Annotated in this window: 19 protein-coding genes, 2 tRNA genes and 1 pseudogene; 10 read left to right on the plus strand and 12 right to left on the minus strand. The window is 67.0% G+C overall.

The window, feature by feature from the left end; all coding sequences use genetic code 11:
- A complete protein-coding gene (locus KIK09_RS46915; protein ID WP_250574877.1) occupies positions 1-1191 on the plus strand; it encodes a tyrosine-type recombinase/integrase in 1191 nt (396 codons plus the stop codon).
- A gap of 72 nt (positions 1192-1263) precedes the next feature.
- Here KIK09_RS46915 and KIK09_RS46920 read toward each other — a convergent pair.
- The 7 genes from KIK09_RS46920 to galU form a co-directional block, all read right to left on the minus strand.
- Positions 1264-1337: transfer RNA gene (locus KIK09_RS46920), tRNA-Ala, on the minus strand.
- Between the two features lie 49 nt (positions 1338-1386).
- A complete protein-coding gene (gene sepX, locus KIK09_RS46925; protein WP_443678892.1) occupies positions 1387-2028 on the minus strand; it encodes a divisome protein SepX/GlpR in 642 nt (213 codons plus the stop codon).
- Positions 2029-2125: 97 nt separating this feature from the next.
- Positions 2126-2779 carry a GNAT family N-acetyltransferase gene (locus KIK09_RS46930; protein ID WP_214326075.1) on the minus strand — a complete coding sequence of 218 codons (654 nt, stop codon included), beginning with the start codon at positions 2777-2779 and terminating at the stop codon, positions 2126-2128.
- 46 nt (positions 2780-2825) lie between these two features.
- Positions 2826-3302, minus strand: coding sequence for a MogA/MoaB family molybdenum cofactor biosynthesis protein (locus tag KIK09_RS46935; RefSeq protein ID WP_214326027.1), 477 nt, complete (start codon positions 3300-3302; stop codon positions 2826-2828).
- Positions 3299-3769 (minus strand): cyclic pyranopterin monophosphate synthase MoaC, encoded by a 471-nt coding sequence (gene moaC / locus KIK09_RS46940; RefSeq protein WP_214326028.1) that lies wholly within the window; start codon positions 3767-3769, stop codon positions 3299-3301. The genes KIK09_RS46935 and moaC overlap by 4 nt, the downstream gene beginning before the upstream one ends.
- Positions 3766-4953: a molybdotransferase-like divisome protein Glp gene (gene glp, locus KIK09_RS46945; RefSeq protein WP_214326029.1), complete on the minus strand. Its 1188-nt coding sequence runs from the start codon at positions 4951-4953 to the stop codon at positions 3766-3768. Before glp ends, moaC begins: the two co-directional genes overlap by 4 nt.
- A complete protein-coding gene (gene galU, locus KIK09_RS46950; RefSeq protein ID WP_214326030.1) occupies positions 4940-5842 on the minus strand; it encodes a UTP--glucose-1-phosphate uridylyltransferase GalU in 903 nt (300 codons plus the stop codon). Before galU ends, glp begins: the two co-directional genes overlap by 14 nt.
- 24 nt (positions 5843-5866) lie before the next feature.
- Here galU and KIK09_RS46955 point away from each other — a divergent pair, with 24 nt between their 5' ends.
- The 3 genes from KIK09_RS46955 (at position 5867) to KIK09_RS46965 (ending at position 8322) form a co-directional block, all read left to right on the plus strand.
- Positions 5867-6436 carry a 5-formyltetrahydrofolate cyclo-ligase gene (locus KIK09_RS46955; protein ID WP_308164721.1) on the plus strand — a complete coding sequence of 190 codons (570 nt, stop codon included), beginning with the start codon at positions 5867-5869 and terminating at the stop codon, positions 6434-6436.
- Positions 6437-6460: 24 nt separating this feature from the next.
- The gene (locus KIK09_RS46960; protein WP_214326031.1) at positions 6461-7966 is read left to right on the plus strand and encodes a potassium/proton antiporter; all 1506 of its coding nucleotides are present in this window, start codon (positions 6461-6463) and stop codon (positions 7964-7966) included.
- 71 nt (positions 7967-8037) lie between these two features.
- The gene (locus KIK09_RS46965) at positions 8038-8322 is read left to right on the plus strand and encodes an FmdB family zinc ribbon protein (protein WP_214326032.1); all 285 of its coding nucleotides are present in this window, start codon (positions 8038-8040) and stop codon (positions 8320-8322) included.
- Here the strand turns inward: KIK09_RS46965 and KIK09_RS46970 are convergent.
- A complete protein-coding gene (locus tag KIK09_RS46970) occupies positions 8319-10286 on the minus strand; it encodes an MFS transporter (RefSeq protein WP_214326033.1) in 1968 nt (655 codons plus the stop codon). The two genes, KIK09_RS46965 and KIK09_RS46970, sit on opposite strands and share 4 nt — an antisense overlap.
- A gap of 145 nt (positions 10287-10431) precedes the next feature.
- Here KIK09_RS46970 and KIK09_RS46975 point away from each other — a divergent pair, with 145 nt between their 5' ends.
- Genes KIK09_RS46975 through mscL form a run of 3 tightly spaced genes read left to right on the plus strand, consistent with a single transcriptional unit; the run spans position 10432 to position 12224 of the window.
- The gene (locus KIK09_RS46975) at positions 10432-11238 is read left to right on the plus strand and encodes an S-methyl-5'-thioadenosine phosphorylase (protein WP_214326034.1); all 807 of its coding nucleotides are present in this window, start codon (positions 10432-10434) and stop codon (positions 11236-11238) included.
- Positions 11235-11798 (plus strand): CpaB family protein, encoded by a 564-nt coding sequence (locus tag KIK09_RS46980; protein WP_214326035.1) that lies wholly within the window; start codon positions 11235-11237, stop codon positions 11796-11798. The genes KIK09_RS46975 and KIK09_RS46980 overlap by 4 nt, the downstream gene beginning before the upstream one ends.
- A gap of 27 nt (positions 11799-11825) precedes the next feature.
- Complete coding sequence (gene mscL, locus KIK09_RS46985; protein WP_214326036.1) at positions 11826-12224, plus strand: large conductance mechanosensitive channel protein MscL; 399 nt, start codon at positions 11826-11828, stop codon at positions 12222-12224.
- On the opposite strand, the gene KIK09_RS46990 is transcribed toward mscL, so the two are convergent.
- Complete coding sequence (locus KIK09_RS46990) at positions 12221-13216, minus strand: D-alanyl-D-alanine carboxypeptidase family protein (RefSeq protein WP_308164722.1); 996 nt, start codon at positions 13214-13216, stop codon at positions 12221-12223. The genes mscL and KIK09_RS46990 overlap by 4 nt on opposite strands.
- A gap of 1795 nt (positions 13217-15011) precedes the next feature.
- On the opposite strand from KIK09_RS46990, the gene KIK09_RS46995 reads away from it, so the two are divergent.
- Both KIK09_RS46995 and KIK09_RS47000 read left to right on the plus strand, forming a co-directional pair.
- Positions 15012-15084 (plus strand) — tRNA-Arg (locus tag KIK09_RS46995).
- Between the two features lie 145 nt (positions 15085-15229).
- On the plus strand, positions 15230-15520 hold the full coding sequence (locus KIK09_RS47000) for a hypothetical protein (RefSeq protein WP_214326037.1): 291 nt from the start codon (positions 15230-15232) through the stop codon (positions 15518-15520).
- 351 nt (positions 15521-15871) lie between these two features.
- Here the strand turns inward: KIK09_RS47000 and KIK09_RS60830 are convergent.
- Positions 15872-16261 (minus strand): annotated as a pseudogene (locus KIK09_RS60830) (recombinase family protein); the annotation flags it as partial.
- A 39-nt stretch (positions 16262-16300) separates the two neighbouring features.
- A complete protein-coding gene (locus tag KIK09_RS47010; RefSeq protein WP_214326038.1) occupies positions 16301-16846 on the minus strand; it encodes a recombinase family protein in 546 nt (181 codons plus the stop codon).
- A 640-nt stretch (positions 16847-17486) separates the two neighbouring features.
- On the opposite strand from KIK09_RS47010, the gene KIK09_RS47015 reads away from it, so the two are divergent.
- The gene (locus KIK09_RS47015; RefSeq protein ID WP_214326078.1) at positions 17487-18014 is read left to right on the plus strand and encodes a transposase; all 528 of its coding nucleotides are present in this window, start codon (positions 17487-17489) and stop codon (positions 18012-18014) included.
- 796 nt (positions 18015-18810) lie between these two features.
- On the opposite strand, the gene KIK09_RS47025 is transcribed toward KIK09_RS47015, so the two are convergent.
- The gene (locus tag KIK09_RS47025) at positions 18811-19131 is read right to left on the minus strand and encodes a hypothetical protein (protein WP_214326039.1); all 321 of its coding nucleotides are present in this window, start codon (positions 19129-19131) and stop codon (positions 18811-18813) included.
- Between the last annotated feature and the right edge of the window lie 18 nt (positions 19132-19149).

Raw genomic sequence — 19149 nt, forward strand, 5'->3', positions numbered from 1 at the left:
TTGGCCAAGATCCTGATCGGCAAGTACGAAGCGACCATCTACCCCGAGGGGGAGGGCTACACCGGAGCCATCTCCCTCGGGTTCGGCCCCGACGGCAAGCGCCAGCGCCTCAAACGCAAGGGCAGGACCAAGGCCATGGTCAAGGACAAGCTGATCAAAGCTGTCAGAGACCTTGAGGCCGGCATCACCGCATCAGAGAACTACACCGTGCGCGATGCCGTCAACGACTGGCTGGCCAAGGGGCTCAAGGGCCGGTCCGAGAACACCGTCACCAAGCTGCGCATCCTCGCCGAGACGCACGTCATCCCGAAACTGGGAAAGATCAAACTCCAGCAACTACGCGCGGATCACGTGGATGAGTGGCTCGACGAACTCGCCGAGAGGCTCGCTACCAGCACCTTGCGGGAAGTTCACAGCGTCTTGAAGCGAGCCATCCGGCAAGCTCAGGCACGTGATCAGGTGCTCAGGAACGTTGCCGAACTGGTCACCACGCCCACGGGCGCGGATGGGCAGCCCAGCAAGGCACTCACCCGGCAACAGGCAGAGGCGGTGCTCAAGGCCGCTGAGCCCTCCGAGCTCTACGCGTACGTGGTCATCAGCCTCACCACGGGTATTCGCACCGAGGAAGCCCGTGCACTCCGCTGGGATCACGTCGTCGCGTGGATACCGAAGCTCAAGAAGTGGCAGCCAGTGACCGAGGTGGGGTTCAACCACAAGAGGTTCGCCATCTACGTGTGGCGTGCCGACCGAGTAGGAAGCGACACCAAGACACGCAAATCGCGGCGCACCCTGGAGCTGCCCACGCTCGCCGCTCAGGCACTCCGGCAACACCACGCCCGCCAAGCTGCCAGCAAGCTCAAGGCGGGAGAAGCATGGAAAGATCACAACCTCGTGTTCTGCACAAGCGTCGGGTCTCCACTCGACGCAGCGAACGTGCGACGGTCTTTCCGAAGGATCACCAAGAACGCAGGAATCGGGACCAAGTGGCGCCCCCGCGAGCTGCGTCACTCGTTCGTCTCGATCCTGAGCGACCAGGGCGTACCCATCGAGACCATCGCCGATCTCGTCGGGCACGCAGGCACCAGCGTCACGGAAACCGTGTACCGGCATCAGCTAAGACCAGTGATCACCAAAGGTGCACACACGATGAACACCGTCTTCGGCGACCGCCGACGGGTTGAGTCCGAGTGAGATGGCTCCCCGATTGGCTCCCAGACATCAAAAAGGGGCTCCGGAGAAACTCCGAAACCCCTTCTGACCTTGTGGAGATGAGGGGATTCGAACCCCTGACCCCTTCGATGCGAACGAAGTGCGCTACCGGACTGCGCTACATCCCCAAGGACTCGACCAGGTTAGCAAACTCCGAGAGGTTCTCGCGCCATCCATTCAGTCCCCCACCGCCCGCCGTGGCGGCTCGGCGTACTGATCGAAGAGCACATCCGGATGATGTGCCGCGAACTCGATGATCTCCGCCTCCGCCTGTTCGGCGGCGAGCTCCGCGGCGCGCCGCTGGTCACGCAGGCGACGGGCCCTGTCCGCGCGGATCTTGGCGGCGCGCTGGCGCCGCTCCCTGTCCACGTTGACCGCGATGCGCAGGAAGACCATGTAAGTGACCATGATCACGCCCGACGGTGCCACGCCCCACCACGGGATCATCTTGACCGCGGCAGTGACGACCGAGGCGATCACCAGCAGTGCGGTGAAGAACAACAGCCGCCGCCGGCGCGCTACGATGATCGCGCGGCGCCGGGCACGGAACTGCCGCGGGTCGATCGGCGCCTCGGGGACGACCTCGACCTCACCGGTCTCGCCGTCGTCGAGGGAGGACGGTTCCGACTCCTCGAGCTGCGTCAGATCCGGGATCTGATGCTCGCCCGTGTAGTACTCCTCCTCGAGCTCCGCGAGCTCCGCGAGATTGGTCTTGTCCCTGCGCAACCACATCGGTACCAGGACACAAAGCCACATCACGACAATGAGGAGATAGAGGAAGGCGCTGCTCACGACCACCTCCGGGCAGCATGAAGACACCTAGGCGTTCTTGGCGTCTTCAATGTGCTCACGTCACGCACCGTAAGACCGCGTGTCACTAATTGACGAGCATTCGATGCGGTGTGTCGCGAGATCGTCAAACCTCTTCTACTGGAGACCCACCGTGAGCCGCTGACTCACGGGCGCGACGCCACTGCACGAGAAGCCCGCCGGGAACATCTTCGACGGTCAATGCGTAGCAGATGTGGTCACGCCAGGCTCCATCGATGTGGAGTTGACGACGCCGAATGCCTTCTTCCCTGAATCCGAGCTTCTCAACCACTCTACGGCTGGCGTGATTCTCGGGACGGATGTTCGCCTCAAGCCGGTGCAGGCCGGTCGTGAAGAAGCAGTGGTCGACCGCCAACGCCAGCGCGGTGGGCGTGATGCCCTGTCCGGCCACGGAGCCGTCGATCCAGTACCCCACCTGGGCGGATCGGGCGGAACCCCACACGATCGCACCAACAGTGAGCTGCCCGGCGAACCGCCCGTTGTAGGTGATGACCCAGGGCAGCGCGAGCCCCTGACGCGCCTCGCGGCGCAGCGTGCCGACCATGGAGACGTAAGGCCCGAGCCCGGTCCTGAACAGCGGCGTTTCCGGATTGCTCGGTTCCCAGGGGCGGAGCCAGTCAGCGTTGCGCAACCTGGTCTCGCGCCAGACGCGCACATCGCTCAGCCGCAGCGGCCGCAGGCCAACTGGCCCTTCGCTCAGAGTCGCCGGCCAGCCACGAAGTCGATCCACATCTCTCATCATCCCCCCATCGGGGTCCATGTCGCCACGGATCAGCACCTGCGTATCAGCGCGGGTGATCGCCTCCGCGGATCTGGTCCACCGCATGCTGGAGAACAGGAGCCAGTACGGCAAGGCCGTCGCGTACGCCGCCCGAGGAACCAGGCAGATTAACGATCAGCGTGTCACCGGCCTGACCCGCCAAGCCGCGGGAAAGGATGGAAGCCGGGACTTTGTCGCGGTTCACCTGCCGGATGGCCTCGGCAATGCCGGGAATTTCCCGAGAAATCACTCGTGCGGTCATTTCCGGCGTCCGATCGGTGGGCGTCAGCCCGGTGCCGCCGGTGGTGACGATCACGTCATAACCCCCGGAGACCCCGTCCCGCAGCGCCCCTTCGACCGGTTCCCCGTCGGGCACGACGACAGGCCCGTCCACCACGCACCCGGCCTCCTCCAGCAGTGAGACCAGCAGCGGCCCCGACTTGTCCGGATAGACCCCGGCCGAGGCACGGTTCGACACCGTCACCACCAGCGCGCGGATCATGGGCGAGTCCAGTGACCGGTCTTGCCGCCGAGCTTCTCCTCGACGCGCACATCCGTGATCACCGCCGCGGGGTCCACCGCCTTGACCATGTCGATCAGCGCGAGCGCCGCCACGGTCACCGCGGTCAGCGCCTCCATCTCCACGCCGGTACGGTCGGCCGTCCTGACCACGCAGGTGATCTCCACCCCGGAGTCGACGACCTCGAGCGACACCTTGACCCCGTGCAGCGCGATCGGATGGCACAGCGGGATCAGGTCGGGCGTGCGTTTCGCGCCCATGATGCCCGCGATCCTGGCCACCCCGAGCGCGTCACCCTTGGGTACTTCTCCTGAGCGCAGCAGCGCGACGCATTCGGGCGACAGCAGCACCCGCCCGGTCGCGGTGGCCTGGCGGGCGCCGACGTCCTTGGCCGACACGTCGACCATCCGCGCGGCACCTGTCTCGTCCAGGTGCGTGAATTCGCTCACAGTCGGATCACCTGCACAGAAGTGCCCGAGGGCACCTCGGTCGTGTCCTCCGGCACCACGATCAGCGCGTTCGCCGAGGCGAGCGCGGCCAGCTGGTGTGACCCCTGGCCGTGCACGGGCGTGACCGTGCCGTCGTCGGCCAGCACGGCCCGCAGGTAGGACCGGCGGCCCGCAGGCGAGCGCAGCGTCGCCAGGACATACGCGGTCACGGTTTCCGGCGGCCCGGCGGGCAGGCCCCGCATCTTCCGCAAGGCCGGCCGTACGAACAGCATGAAGGAGACGTACGACGAGACGGGGTTGCCGGGCAGCGCGAAGATCGGGATCTGGTCGTCGCCCACCACGCCGAAGCCCTGCGGCATGCCGGGCTGCATGGCGACCTTCTCGAATCGGACCGTGCCAAGCGGCGACAGGGCCTCCTTGACCGGTTCGTAGGCACCCATGGACACGCCGCCACTGGTGATGATCGCGTCGGCGCGCACCAGCTGGGCGTCGAGCTGGTCGAGGAAGACCGCCGGGTCGTCGCCGACCGTGGGCGCGCGGAACCCCTCCCCGCCCGAATCGCGCACGGCGGCGGTGAGCGTGAAGCTGTTGGAGTCCCAGATTTGGCCTGGCCTTAAGGCGGCACCGGGCTCCACCAGCTCCGCGCCGGTGGACAGCACCACGATGCGGGGCCGCGGTCGTACCCAGACGCGGCGGCGCCCGACCCCGGCGATGATGCCGAGCTGGGCGGGGCCGATCACGGTGCCGGGCTTGAGGACGATCTCCCCGGCCTGCACGTCCTCGCCGGCCCGGCGGATGGCGTTGCCGAGCTGGACGGGCCGGTTGATGGTGACCTGGGCCGTGCCGCCGTCGGTCCACTCCACGGGCACGACGGCGTCCGCCCCGGGCGGGACCGGCGCGCCGGTCATGATCCGGACGGCGTGGCCCGGCCCGACGGCGCGCAGCTCGTCCGACCCGGCCGCGACGTCGTCGACGACCGGCAACGTGACCGGAACGCCGGAGACGTCGGCGGCGCGTACGGCATAGCCGTCCATGGCGGAGTTGTCGAAGGGCGGCAGCGGCACTGGCGAGGACACCTCCTCGGCCAGCGTCGTGCCCAGCGCCCGCTCGAGCTCCAGCTCGAGCGGCGCCAGCGTGCGCACCGTGGCCAGGATGTCGGCCAGATGCGCGTCAACCGATTTCATCAAGGAACTCCCGCAACCATGGCACGAACTCCGGCGCCAGGTCGGGCCGGTCGGCCGCGAACTTGACCACCGTGCGCAGGTAGTCGAGCTTGTCGCCGGTGTCGTAGCGGCGCCCGCGGAACAGCACGCCGTGGACCGGCCCGCCCTCGTGCGAGCCGCGCGAGGCGAGCGTGCGCAGCGCGTCGGTGATCTGGATCTCGCCGCCACGCCCCGGCGGGGTGTTCTCCAGGACCTCGAAGATCGCCGGGTCGATGACATAGCGCCCGATGACCGCCCAGTTGGACGGTGCCTCCTCCATCGGCGGCTTCTCGACCAGGTCGGTCACGAGGACGACGTCCTCTTCCGAGGTGGGCGAGATGGTCGCCACGCCGTACATCGAGGTCTGCTCGCGCGGGACCTCCATCAGCGCGATGACGCTGCCACCGTAGGTGTTGCGCACCTCGATCATGCGCTTGAGCAGCTCGTCGCGGTGATCGATGAGGTCGTCGCCGAGCAGGCACGCGAACGGGTGGTCGCCGACGTGCTGCTTGGCGCAGAGCACGGCGTGGCCGAGGCCCTTGGGCTCGCCCTGCCGTACGTAGTGCAAGGTCGCCAGTGAGGCGGGCTCACGCACCTGCGACAGCCGTTGCTCGTCGCCCTTGGCCTCGAGCGTGGCCTCGAGCTCGAAGGCCACGTCGAAGTGGTCCTCGATGGAGCGTTTGTTCTTGCCGGTGACCATGAGGACGTCGAGCAGACCGGCGGAGGCCGCCTCCTCGACGACATACTGGATCGCGGGCTTGTCGACGATGGGCAACATCTCCTTGGGTGTTGCCTTGGTCGCCGGTAGGAACCGGGTGCCCAGACCCGCGGCGGGCACGACGGCTTTCGTCACAGGGTCGAAGTCAGCCATGAGTAGACCCTAGTGGAGGTATCTGTGGACAAGATGAAGCTGCGCCGCGAACTGATTGAGGCGCGCACCTCCCTATCCCCCGAACAGCGGCGGGCAAACGCGACAAGCATCCGTGAAACCCTCCTAGATCAGCCGTGGGTGCAGATGGCCGGGCTGGTTGCCTGCTACTGGTCTACAGGGAGCGAGCCCGACACGCATGGCCTGGTCTTCGCCCTGTGGAAACACGGTGCAACCGTCATCCTGCCTGTGCATAAAGAGGATGACGATCTGGACTGGGCGGTCTATGACGGCCCAGACACGCTCGCACGCGGACGTTCCGGGATCATGGAGCCCATAGACACCCGCCGCGGCGTCGACGCCATCCGCACGGCCGCCCTGGTGATCGTCCCGGCCCTGGCCGTCGACCGGCGGACGGGGGTACGGCTGGGCCGCGGCGGCGGCTCCTACGACCGGGCTCTGGCCCGCGTGGGGCCGAACGTGCCCACGGTCGCTCTCCTCCACGAAGGGGAGCTGCTGGAGGGCATCCCGGCAGAGCCGCACGACCAGGCCGTCCGTTTTGCGGTGACACCCTCGGGACTCACTAGGCTTATGTGACCGAAAGTACGAGAGGGGGGCCAGATGACGTTGAATGTCTGGCTCCTTCTCGGTGCCGCGATCGTCATCGCGGCGATCGCGTCGGTGCGCGTGGCGCATCGCAGTGGTCTGCCCAGCCTTCTGCTGTTCCTGGCGTTCGGCCTGCTCCTGGGCGAATCGGGGCTCGGTATCCCCTTCGACAACCCCGAGCTGGCCCAGCAGATCGGGCTGACCGCGCTGGCGGTGATCCTGGCCGAAGGTGGCCTGACGACCAACTGGACCCATGTGCGCTCGGCGGTGCCGATCGCGCTGATCCTGGCCACACTGGGCGTCACGGTCAGCATCTTCGTGGTCGCGCTTGCCGTGTTCGGGCTGCTCGACATGAGTCTGCAGGGCGCGCTGATCATCGGCGCGGTGCTCGCCTCGACCGATGCCGCGGCCGTCTTCTCCGTTCTGCGCAGGTTGCCGTTGCCGCCGCGGCTCGCGGGGATTCTGGAGGCGGAGTCCGGTTTCAACGACGCGCCCACGGTCATCGCGGTGGCGCTGCTCAGCAATGTCAGCGCGCACATGCCGGGCCCTGGCACGTTCATCTTGGAAACCGGCTATGAGCTGCTCGTCGGCGCCGCCATTGGGCTCGCCGTGGGGCCGGCCGGGGCTTTCGCTCTGCGCCGGGTGGCCTTGCCGGCTTCGGGCCTTTATCCGATCGCGGTGCTCGCCCTGACCTTCGTCGCGTACGGCGGGGCGGCGCTGCTCCACGGATCCGGATTTCTCGCCGTATATCTGACGGCGTTGATCCTGGGTAATTCCCGCCTCCCGCACCGGGCCGCGACCCGCGGGTTCGCCGAAGGTGCCGCCTGGCTGGCCCAGATCGGCCTGTTCGTCATGCTGGGGCTGCTGGCCAGCCCGCCCGAGATGCCCTCGGCCATCGTGCCGGGCCTCATCGCGGGAACGGTCCTGGTGCTGCTCGCCCGCCCCATCTCCGTGATGCTCAGCGTGCTGGTGGCCAGGCTGGCGCGGCTGGGCAAGGTGAACCTGCGCGAGCAGGCGTTCCTGTCGTGGGCGGGCCTGCGAGGAGCTGTGCCGATCGTGCTGGCCACGATCCCGTGGGCGGCCGGGGTCGCGGGCTCGAAGCTCATCTTCAACTTGGTCTTCGTGATCGTCATGGTGTTCACGCTGGTCCAGGGCCCGACGCTGCCCTTCGTGGCCCGGCGGCTCGGGGTCGCGGCACCCTCCGAGGCACACGACCTGGAGGTGGAGTCCGCGCCGCTGGAGGAGCTCAACGCCGATCTGCTGCAGATCAAGGTGCCACCCGGTTCGCAACTGCACGGTGTGGAGATCTTCGAGCTGCGCCTGCCCTCCGGGGCGGCGATCACGCTGGTCGTTCGGGAGGGCAAATCGTTCGTCCCCTCGGGCACCACTCAGATCATGGAGAACGACCAGCTGCTCGTCGTCGCCACCGCTGCCTGCCGCGACCAGGTCGAGCGCCGCATGCGCGCCGTCAGCCGCCGCGGCAAGCTGGCCGGTTGGTACGGCGAGCGCGGAGTGGAATAGGCGTTTGACCGGATCGGTTAGCATTAGCAGTCGCAAAGCTCGAGTGCCAGAGCCTGACGGAGGAGGAGCGCGTGCCGACCTATCAGTACGCCTGCAACGACTGCGGTGAGCAGCTCGAGGTCGTCCAGAAGTTCACTGACGACGCCCTGACTGTTTGCCCCAACTGCCAAGGAAACCTCCGCAAGGTGTTCTCCGCGGTGGGAATCGTCTTCAAGGGGTCGGGTTTCTACCGCACCGACAACCGCTCGTCGTCGACGTCCACCTCCACGTCGAGCACGCCCTCGTCGTCGAAGTCCGAGAGCAAGCCGTCCACCGAGACGAAGTCGACCCCCGCTCCCGCTGCCGCCTCCAACTAGCCAGGCCGGTCGGCGTGCGCGCCGAGCAGCTCAGGCGTGAGCTTGTCGAGCAGCTCCTCCAGCCCTGGACACGACCCCCAGTCGGCCACGAGCTTCTTCAGCCCGTCGCGTGAGTGGCGCAGGAGCGCCTGCGCAGCCGCGTCACCCGCGGGGGTCAGCCTGAGCGACTCGTCATCCGGCGAGCGCTCCACCAGCCCTGCGGCGATGAGCTGATCGACGTACGGTCGCCCTTCCGCTCTGGTGACCTCGGCACGCTCGGCCAGGGCGTCGGCCCTGACCCAGCCCTCGCCGCCGAGCCTGGCGATCACCCAGACGCCCTGCGACGGTATGCCGTCCAGCCCCGCCAGCGCCCCGAGCCTGTCGTAGTAGCCCCGGCGCAGGTCCGCGTCGGCCAGCCGTACCAGACCCCGCTCCACCTCCGCGAGCGAGGAGCGCTCCGCGGATGTCGCGCCCAGGCCCTGACCCAGGTCGGAGGCCTTGGTCGTCTCCCTGAGCCGCTTCTCGGGAATGAGCCAGCTCAGCAGGAACGCCACGAACATCACCGGCGTGGCCACGCGGAAGACAGTGGCGATCGAGCTCGCGTACACGTGCAGGAAATCAGCTGCCACCTCCGGCGGCAGCTTCTGGATCACGGTCGGGTCCTGCTGAATCTGGGCCGGATCGAACCCCGCCGGCAACGTGGTCGTCGCCATCACCCTGGCCAGGTCGGCGTTGAGCGTGCTCGCGAAGACCGAGCCAAGCGTGGCCACGCCGAACGAGCCGCCGATCATGCGGAAGAACGTCGCACCCGAGGTGGCGACGCCCAGGTCCTTGAACTCGACCGCGTTCTGCACGATGATCACCAGCACCTGCATGGTCATGCCCAGCCCGATGCCGAGCACGAGCAGGCAGACGCCCAGCGTGAGCAGGCTGCTGTGCTCGCTCAGCGTCGAAAGCAGGCCCATCCCGACCGTCGCGATGCCGGTACCGGCGATGGGCAGGAAGCGGTACCTGCCGGTTCTGGAGATGATCTGCCCGCTGACGATGGACATCAGGAGCATGCCCGCCATCATCGGCAGCAGGTGGACGCCCGACAGCGTCGGGCTCACGCCATGGACGGTCTGCAGATAGAGGGGCAGATACGTCAGCGCACCGAACATGCCGAACCCCACCACGAATCCGACGGTCGCCGTCATGCTGAACGCGCGCAGCTTGAACAGCCCGAGCGGCATCACCGGCTCGGCGGCCCGCCGTTCGACGAAGCCCCAGGCCACGAGCAGCACCAGCGCGGCGACGGCGAGCCCGATGATGACCGGGCTGCTCCAGGCGTAAGTGGTGCCACCCCAGGTCGCGATCAGGACCAGGCACGAGGTGGCGGCGCCGAGCAGCACCACCCCCGCATAGTCGATCTTGTGGGCGGTCCTGGTGTCGTCGCCGGGCAGCACGACGATGATCACCACCAGCGCGATCACGCCGAGGGGCAGGTTGATGTAGAAAACCCAGTGCCAGGACAGATGGTCCACGAACAGGCCGCCCAGCAGCGGGCCGACGATGCTCGACACCGCGAAGACCCCGCCGAACCAGCCCTGGTACTTGCCCCGATCGCGCGCGGAGACGACGTCGCCCACGATGGCCTGCGCGAGCACCATCAGCCCGCCGCCGCCCAGCCCCTGAAGCGCGCGGAAGGCGATCAGCTGGTCCATGCTCTGGCTCAGCCCGCACAGGGCCGACCCGATCAGGAAGATCACGATCGCGCCGATGAACAGCCTCTTGCGGCCGAACTGATCGCCCAGTTTGCCCCATAGCGGGGTGGACACGGTGGAGGCCAGCATGTAGCCGGTGACCACCCACGACAGCCGCTCCAGGCCGCCGAGGTCGCCGACGATGGTGGGCAGCGCGGTGGACACGATCGTCTGGTCGAGCGCCGCCAGCAGCATGCCGAGCATGAGCGCCATGATGATCAGGCCGAGGCCCCGTTGCCGCATGATGATCCCCCCTGCGGCGATATTACTCCGCGCGTTCTTGTGGCCACTTCGAGTTATCCACAGGCGGGCCGATCTTGCTCGGCTGTCCACAGAACGCTGTTCTCCTCCTGCCGTGCCCCCACGCCATGCCACTAATCTCGGCGCCATGGTCAATCGCGCAGACATCGGCGTCATCGGCGGGTCCGGCTTCTACTCCCTGCTCGACGACGCGGAGGAGATCCAGCTCAGCACGCCGTACGGCCCGCCGAGCGACGTCGTCACGGTGGGCAGGATCGGCTCGCGTTCCGTGGCCTTCATCCCCAGGCACGGGCGCGGCCACCAGTTCCCACCTCACCGTATTCCTTACAGGGCCAACCTGTGGGCGCTGCGCTCGCTGGGCGTGCGCCAGGTGCTGGCCCCGAACGCGGTCGGCTCGCTGCGCGCCGAATACGGGCCGGGCACGATCGTCATCCCCGACCAGATCGTCGACCGCACCTCCGGCCGCGTGCAGACCTACTACGACGCCGGCGGCGCCGTCCACGTCGCATTCGCCGACCCTTACTGTTCCTCGGGCCGCGAGGTGGCCGTGGCCGCCGCCCGCTCCGGCGACTGGCAGACCGTCGACGGCGGCACGCTCGTGGTCATCGAAGGCCCGCGCTTCTCCACCCGCGCCGAGTCCCAGTGGTACACCGCCAACGGCTGGACCATCGTCGGCATGACCGGCCACCCCGAGGCCGTCCTGGCGCGCGAGCTGGCCCTGTGCTACACGTCCCTGGCGCTGGTGACCGACCTCGACGCGGGCGTGGAGGCGGGCGAGGGCGTCACCCACGAGGGGGTCATGGCCTTCTTCGCGGAAAACGTCGCCCGCATGCGCACCCTGGTCTCCGCGACGGTCGAGGCTCTGCCCGACAAGCGCACCTGCGAGTGCGGCTCGGCGCTCGACGGCCTCAAGCTGCCCTTCGAGCTGCCGTGACCTGGGCGCGCCGCTTCGCCCGCCTCCGGCGCCTCATCGCCTCCGTCCTGACCGGTCTGGCCGTGCTGACGGCCCTGCTGACCGTACGGCCGGCCGGCCCTGACCCCATCCTGGTGGCGGCGCGCGACCTGGCTCCCGGCGTGCTCGAGCCGGGCGACCTGCGCGCGGCCCCGGTCGACCCGCCGCCCGACGGCGCCCTGCGCTCGGGCGGCATCGGCCAGGTACTTGCCACCGCCATGCGCAAGGGAGAGCCGCTGACCGACGTACGGCTGCTGCCGCACATGCCGCTGCCGCCCGGCGCCGTGGCCGCGCCGGTGCGCATCGCCGACCGCGACGCGGTCCGGCTGATCGCGCCCGGCTCGATCGTGGGCGTGCTGGCCGCCTGGGAGGGTCAGAGCGCGCAGCTGGTGGCCGACGACGTCAGGGTGGTCACGATCCCGGCGAGCAAGGACGAGCACGGCGCCTTAGTCGTGCTCGCGGCCACGCCCACCCAGGCCGGCCAGCTCGCCGCGGCGCAGGCGGGAGGGAGTTTGTCGATCACGATCAAGCCATCACCCTGAGTAATCGATCAGATACGATCGTTTTTCATGAGTGGATTCAAGAAGTTCCTCATGCGCGGCAACGTCATCGACCTGGCCGTGGCGGTCGTCATCGGCGCGGCGTTCACCGCGATCGTCAACTCCTTCGTGAAGGATCTGCTGACGCCGCTGATCTCGGCGATCGGCGGGCTGCCCGACTTCTCCTCGCTGAGGTTCACGATCGGCCGCTCCAACTTCCTCTACGGCAACTTCATCAACGCCGTGGTGTCGTTCCTCATGGTCGCGGGGGTGGTCTACTTCCTGATCATCAAGCCCTACAACCACCTCAAGGAGCGCGCAGTGGCCCGCGAGGAAGCGATCACGCGCGAGTGCCCCGAGTGCCTGTCCGAGATCCCCAAGGCCGCCTCACGCTGCGCGCAGTGCTGCGCCGAGGTCACCCCGGTCTAGAGGACCGAGTCGATCTTCGGGTTGTACTCCCAGTGCCACGGCTCGAACGGGCTGCTGTAGGCCCAGGCGGGATGGAACCAGCCGTACTTCTTGGAGTTCTGCTCCATCCACCGGAACTGGACGGAACCGGGATTCTGTATGCCTCCGCACAGGTCGGCGGCCAGCCCGAGCCCGTGGTTGCTGCGCCCGGGCACCGCGGCGAACCCAGGGCGGCGGTAGTAGACCGACTGCTGCTCGCTCAGGCTGCGGTAGGCCGAAGTGACGCATATCTGCTTGCCGAACTGCCTGCGATAGGCCTCGTTCAAGCTGACGAACGCGATCGTGGCATCCGCCCTGAGCATGAACCCCTTCTGCTGCAGAGGGCACAGCATGGTGCGCGGGATCAGCCCGTTCGGATAGTCGTTGGCCGTGGCCGCCTGCAGCGGGTTGCACCCGAGCGCGGCCTTCCCCACCTTGTCGATCTTGATGCCCAGCTTCACCAGAGCCGCGGTCAGCGACTTCACGATCTTGTCGGAGCGCTGCCTCAGGGTGTCGATCTCCGCGGCCATCTGCGCCTCGGCCAGCAGGTTGCTCGCCCGCAGATCCTGCGCCTGCGCGGCCAGTTGCTCGGTCTGCGTGTACAGCTGGCTGGTCTGCTCCACCGCCTGCTGCCGGACCGCCACGATCTGCCCCACGTTGGCCATCGCCCGCAACGTCCCGTCGCCGGCATCGCCGGACAGGAACGGCGCGATCCCGTCGGCGCCCACCGGCTGCTCGTACAGCAGCTCGGCCATCTGGGACACGGGCTGCCTGATCTGCGCCAGCTGCTGGTCGGCGGTCTGCAGGGAGCGCAGCTTGTCCTTCAGCTGCTTCTCGGAGGCCGCGATGTCGCTCCTGCGCTTCTCCAGCGCCTTGGTGGCGTCCTCGAGCTCCTTGGCCGACTGCTCGGCCTGCTTGCGTAGCTCGGTCAGGTTGGAGGGGTCCTTGGCCGTTTCGGCCAGGGTTGTGGACACGGGTGCGGCATGGGCCGCTGGCGCGCAAAGAGAAGTCATCGCCATGACGACCGCGATCAGACCTGCTGATCGAGCGGATGGCACGTTCGACTCCTCCGTTTGCGAACTCGTTACCTGGGTCAGGCACGCACGTTACTACAGCCCCCCGAGTGCCCGGACCGAACTCCAGAGAGCCGCTATGTTCCGAAAGCCCCATTTCATCCGCCAGCAGCACCAAGCACGGCAACCCTTCACGCCCACCCACCCGAGCCCCTGCCAAACCCGCAGCTCGCAGCGCTGCGTCGGCGAACCCATGACGCCTCAGCCTGCCCGGCCCAGCGTCCCCAGCACCCCACGCAAGCTCATCGAGTTCACCGACCCAGGAACCCCAGCCTTCTGGCCACCGTTTGGGTCCCCGGCCCCGCCTACTAGTCCCCGACCCCGCCTACTGCTGGAACCCGCACTGCGCCAACGCCTCGCGCCCCTGCCCAAGACCAGACGCTTGCTCCGAAGCCGCCGCCCTAGCTCGGACGCCTATCCGACCTGGCTTACCGGCTCCGTCCAGCTCCTTGTGTCCACCTGCGCGACCCGCTACTCCAACCCTGTGCCGAGTCCACGCCTTGCCCCTCCGAGTCCACCTCTTACCCCGCCGAGCCCACCCCTTGCCCCGCCGGACCGTCGCCCGACACCAGCCTGTTGCCCTCACGCGCCGCCCCGGCTCGGCCGTCGATCCGACCTGGCGCCTCGGCCCAACCCCTCAGCCTGCTCCAGCTCCCTAGCCCCGCCCCTCGGCCTGCCCTGGCTGCTCAGCCCGACTCCCCGGCTTGCCCCGGCTCCTCGGCCCGACTCCCCGGCTTGCCCCGGCTCCTCGGCCCAACACCTCAGCCTGTCCGGCTCCTCAGCCCGACTCCCCGACCCGCCCCGGCGCCTCGGCCCGACCCGGCCTCTCCGCCCGGCCTGCCACCTAAGCCCGACCCGGCCTCTTCGTCCGGCCTGCCCCGGCGCCTCAGCCCGACCTGGCTCCTGAGCCCGGCCTCCTCGACCTCGCCGCCCTATCCAGCCAGCCTCTCCACCTCACCGGCGGCCAGTCTCCTCGCCCCACCCGGCCAGCCCCTCAGTGGCGCGCCATCCCTGCGCCCCACTCGGCCTGGCCCGCAATGGCGCGCCACCCCTGCCGCGCCGTCAACTGGGCTTACCCGCCTACCGCCGAACCGGGCACCTGAGCACCGACACCGTCGGGTCGAACACCCAACCACCGATCAGGCAGGCCGCCGCTCATGCTCCCGACACAACTCCCACAACCAGGTGTCCTCCCACTCCCCCGGACAACTGGAATGCGTAACCTCCGGCCGAGGCGTACTCCGCACCACAACCGGCGGCGAAGACGTAACGGGCGCCGCCACAGCCGCAACAGGCTCCCGCGACCGCTCAGGCGCCGGCACGGCCCCCTCGTACCAAAGATCGGCATGCACAGGGGCAGGCACCAACACAGGCTCAAACGCCAACCCGGCCCCACCAGAAGGCACCGCCTCGGAAGCACCCCCCTCCCGATACCCACCCAGCTCCCCCGCCATCAACCCCCCGGCCAAGATGGCAGGCGCCAGCAACGCCACGACGAACACCACAGGCCGCCTACGCGTTTGTTTACTCCGCCTACGATTCACCCGGCAGACGCTAGCCCCGCACCATGCAGGGAACAGGGATCGCTTGTCCTCCCTTTACCCCCACCCACACCACCCATGACGATCCCCGTGGCAACAACGGCCCCCCTGACGGCACACGCACGCCCAGAGATTCGCTACGCTTACTGACGTCCGCCTCCGTAGCTCAGGGGATAGAGCACCGCTCTCCTAAAGCGGGTGCCGCAGGTTCGAATCCTGCCGGGGGCACATCACAGATGGGCAGCTCCTTCGGGGTTGCCCTTTCTTCATGCCGCCCGATCTTGAGAGCGGTGCCCGCAACTTGTCGTATCGCACATAGGGTGTCGCTCGTGATGGTGGCCCTGCAGGTGGCGGTGTTGGTCGGCTTGTCGTAGTGGATCTCCAACCGAAATGCGTCGAACAAGCGCCGAAGAACGGCCTCCGGCAGCAAGGCCAAGTCTGCCGATCCAACCGGGATCTCGTCGAGCAACTCCGGCTCGGTCTGCGTGGGCCGGGCCTGTTCGAGATCGTGGAGCTCCCGTTGCTTCGCCACCCGCTCCTCAGCGAGATGAGCGGCACGGTTCTGGATGTCCTGGACAAGGTCGCCCGTGGGATCGTCGGTCATCTCCAGGGTGCGTACCAGCCGAGTACGGCGAACGTCGATGTCGGTGATGGCGCGACGTAGCGCTTCAGCCTTGGCCTGGTGCTCGCCGACGGCGGTGTTCTCGCTGTCGGCGAGAGCGCGGTCGAGGTAGACCTTGCGGGCTGAGCCGAAGATCCGGCGGGCGAAGAAGTCGCTGACGCCGTCCATGAGCCGGTCCTCGCGGACGTAGATCGCGGCGGGGTGCCCTTGGGGGCGGTATCCGGGAGCGGGCACGCAGGCGTAGTAGCTGTAGGGCGTTCGAGTCTTGCCGAACATGCGGCGCTCGCAGGCAGCGCAGAAGACGTGAGAGCGCAGAGGGTAGGACCGGCGGGCCTGTGGGTGAGCAGCATTGGGACCCGCCGCACTTCGGGAACGCTCCTTCTCAGCGGCGACCTTCTGCGCGGCCAGGAAGGTCTCTTTAGTGACGAGCGGCTCGTGCGTCGGCTGCGGGGACCACACCCACGCCTCAGGCGGGTTACAGGATCCGCCCTTCTTGGTCGCCCGGCGATTCCAGACCATGTATCCCGTGTACTTAGGGTTGATGACAATCTCGCGGATGGAGCTGACCGCCCAGTAGCCGAGGGCACGAGCAGGGTTCACGGGGGTTGGCGGGGGATACCGGTCCAGGTCACGGTTGAGCTGCTCGGCGATCTCCTTGTAGGCGAGCCGCTCGACAACTCGCAGCGTGAAAATGTGGGTGACGACCGGGCCACGTACAGGGTTCGGGACAAGCCGGTGTTTGGTCCTGCCTTCGGCGCGGCGGGCAGGGACGGGGTGCGGGATCTTGTCGGCGTCGTAGCCGTAGCAGGGCTTGCCGACGTTCTAGCCCTGCTCGGTGTGGGTCTCGAAGCCGCCCCAGGACTTCTCCAGCAGTTCCAGGATGTACCACTCGGCGACGCCCTGTTTGACGCGACGGGTGAGGATCTGGGACGCGCGTTTGCCGTTGAGGATGATGGGTTCGTCGGCGCACAGCAGGAGTACGCCAAGCTGTTCGAGCTGGTTCTCGACCTGGGTGGCGATGTAGGTACGGCGGGCGATGCGGTCGATGGACTCGCAGATCACCGCATTGAACCGGCGATCGGGCCGGGCGGCCTCGGCCAAGAGCTCCTGGATACCGCCGTCCCGCGGAACTGGGATAGCGAAGCGCTCGTGTCCGCGACCAAGTCCTCGCGCGCTGAGGTCTTTACGGCCGGACTCGATATCGTAAAAGTGAGCCACGATGATCGCTTGCGGGGGAAGGCCGGATCGGCAGGCGCCGAGTTGGCGCGGGATGGACAGGGTGGGGTCCTGCTGGTCCTCGGTGGAGGTACGGCCGGCGAAGGCGACCAGGAGAGGACCATCGAGATTCCCTCTCTGCCCGCTCCCCATCAGGCGGGATGCTCTCCCTCTCGATCCGGATGTGATGTCGTCGAGCGGGAAGGGAGCGGGGCTTTGCGAGCCGCCAGGCATGCCAGAACCTCCATGACCACACGTGCCTGCCGTCGATGGAGCCGGTCACCCACCTCTCCGTCGACCAGGACAAACTGAATGACGGTCTGCAACGAAGCGCCCGATCGCCGGTCCGCTACGCAGCGCGCCGGCTTTCTGTTCTCCGTCACGATCTCCTGGTGCTCACTGCGGTCACAGCTTGCATCATCGGATTCCCAGGCCGTCAGGGGTACGGACCATGGACCCCTACCTCCGGCCGGGTCGTCAAGTCCGCCGCATGCCGCGCTCATGGCGCGCACTCGGCAGGCTGGAGTTCGATGCTCAGGTCACTCCCGCTTTCAGCAGACAACAAGCCCTGTCACCAATCCAAATACCTGCTAGAGAGGAGGAGTTCAGACATCCCCAATTGCGGATATTGCAGAAGTTTTAATAGTCACGTGCGCTCAACGAGCGCGCGGCGCGCGGCCGAGCGTGATGAGCAGGCGATTGTCGCCTGGCGAGACGAGGTCTGGCCGGAGGGAAAAGGGCCGCGGCGAACCTGGACGCCTGACTCTGCTGGGAAGATGAGGCCGGTCAAGGCCTGAGACCACCCAAGGGCCGCAGCTGGGGACGGCGCGGGATGACGCCGGTGGTGACGGTGTCCGGCGGCGGGTCGGGCACCGTGATGATCGCCGGACTGATCGCTACCAAGCCCGGCCATCTGCCGCGGCTGATCTACCGGATCCGGCTGCGGCGGGGACGTAAGGGCGAGCGCAAGTCGTTCTCCGAGGCCGACTACATCGCTTTGCTGGATGCCGCCCACCAGCAGCTGGGCGGCCCGATCGTGCTCGTGTGGGACAGCTTGAACACCCACATCAGCGCGCGGATGCGTGCGCTGGTCGAGCGTCGTGCCTGGCTGACGGTCATTCAGCTGCCCTCGTACGCGCCCGAGCTCAACCCGGTCGAGGGCGTCTGGGCGCACCTGAAACGCTCCCTGGCCAACCTCGCCAAGAAGACCCTGAACGAACTCGCCCGGCTGATCAAGACCCGGCTGAAGAAGATGCAGTACCGGCCCCAGCTGATCAGCGGCTTCATCGCCAAGACCGGCCTCGACACCAAACCGCCGTAACCCCGGCCTTTAAAGCTCTCTAGAACATATCCCTAGATCACATGCCGCATTAGCGGAAGCGAGCGCCAGCGAAGCCACGCGGGTGCAACGCCCATGAGGGCAGGAACGGAATCTATTTGCGAATTCCTGCAGCATAAATCTTCGGATTCAAGACGCGAAGCGCTCGCGAGGTTCCATGCGCTCCAGGAACTCCTGAAAGGAGCTTGCGATTCGCCTAGGTACGCGGTCTTCATCGATGTATGCGACGGCAGGCTCACCTCCGGGCCCCGACGCAGAGTAGTCGAGCATTATAGCGTCGCGCCCCCCGATGGCATGACACATATAACTACGCCTATCTCTGGATAGCCCCATTCGGCGATCATTTCTGCACTCCCTAGACCCGATGACGAGCCTATTCCCCACTCTCCTCCAACACCTCGGATCGCATCGATTTCGATATGGTCAGGCGCCCAGGAAATCATAAATGCGGTTGAGAAACAGCGCTTTCTGGGGACCCCGCCATTTCGTTGAGATAGCAGGTTGATATATGACCGAGGCAGCCGAAAGCCGATGGATTATTCAGCTTGACGAACTAGTCTATCGTCCAGCGTCGGCCCAGTGTAATAGTCATTATCTTCAAAGATCTGATTCATAGTTATGCTAAGACCTGGAACCATGTTTGAGCCCGGTCCCGGGCCTCCTTTCTGGCGCGTGCCTCCGGGGTCAGACCACCACCATCCGGATATCACATCCCACCGGGCCAGTCATGGTCACGCAACCACGCCGCGAGACCTCACCTTTTCAACCTCTGCAGTGGTTAACCGTCCTTATGCAGTGGATCGTATGCGACCAGGCCATATTGCTCAGCGAGAGCCCATACATTCTCGATGCGACTCACTTCGTTAGCGTGAATATTGATCACGACATATTTGGCCAGATCGGCTGCGTCGAAATCGGGGTCTTCCTCGTAAGGCTCGATAGAGTCTTCAAGCTCCGGCCAGGAGGCGAGCAGGCCATGACGGAACTTCAGTACATCGTCACTCTCGGTGAGTCGACCCGATTCTCCCTCCCCAAGGTCCGCATAGATCTCCTCACGGGAGCCTTCTCCCGCCTTCCAGAAGGCGTAGTCGAGTCCCACTCGATCTCCTCTCGATCA

Source organism: Nonomuraea sediminis, from assembly GCF_018531495.1.
Classification (GTDB): domain Bacteria; phylum Actinomycetota; class Actinomycetes; order Streptosporangiales; family Streptosporangiaceae; genus Nonomuraea; species Nonomuraea sediminis.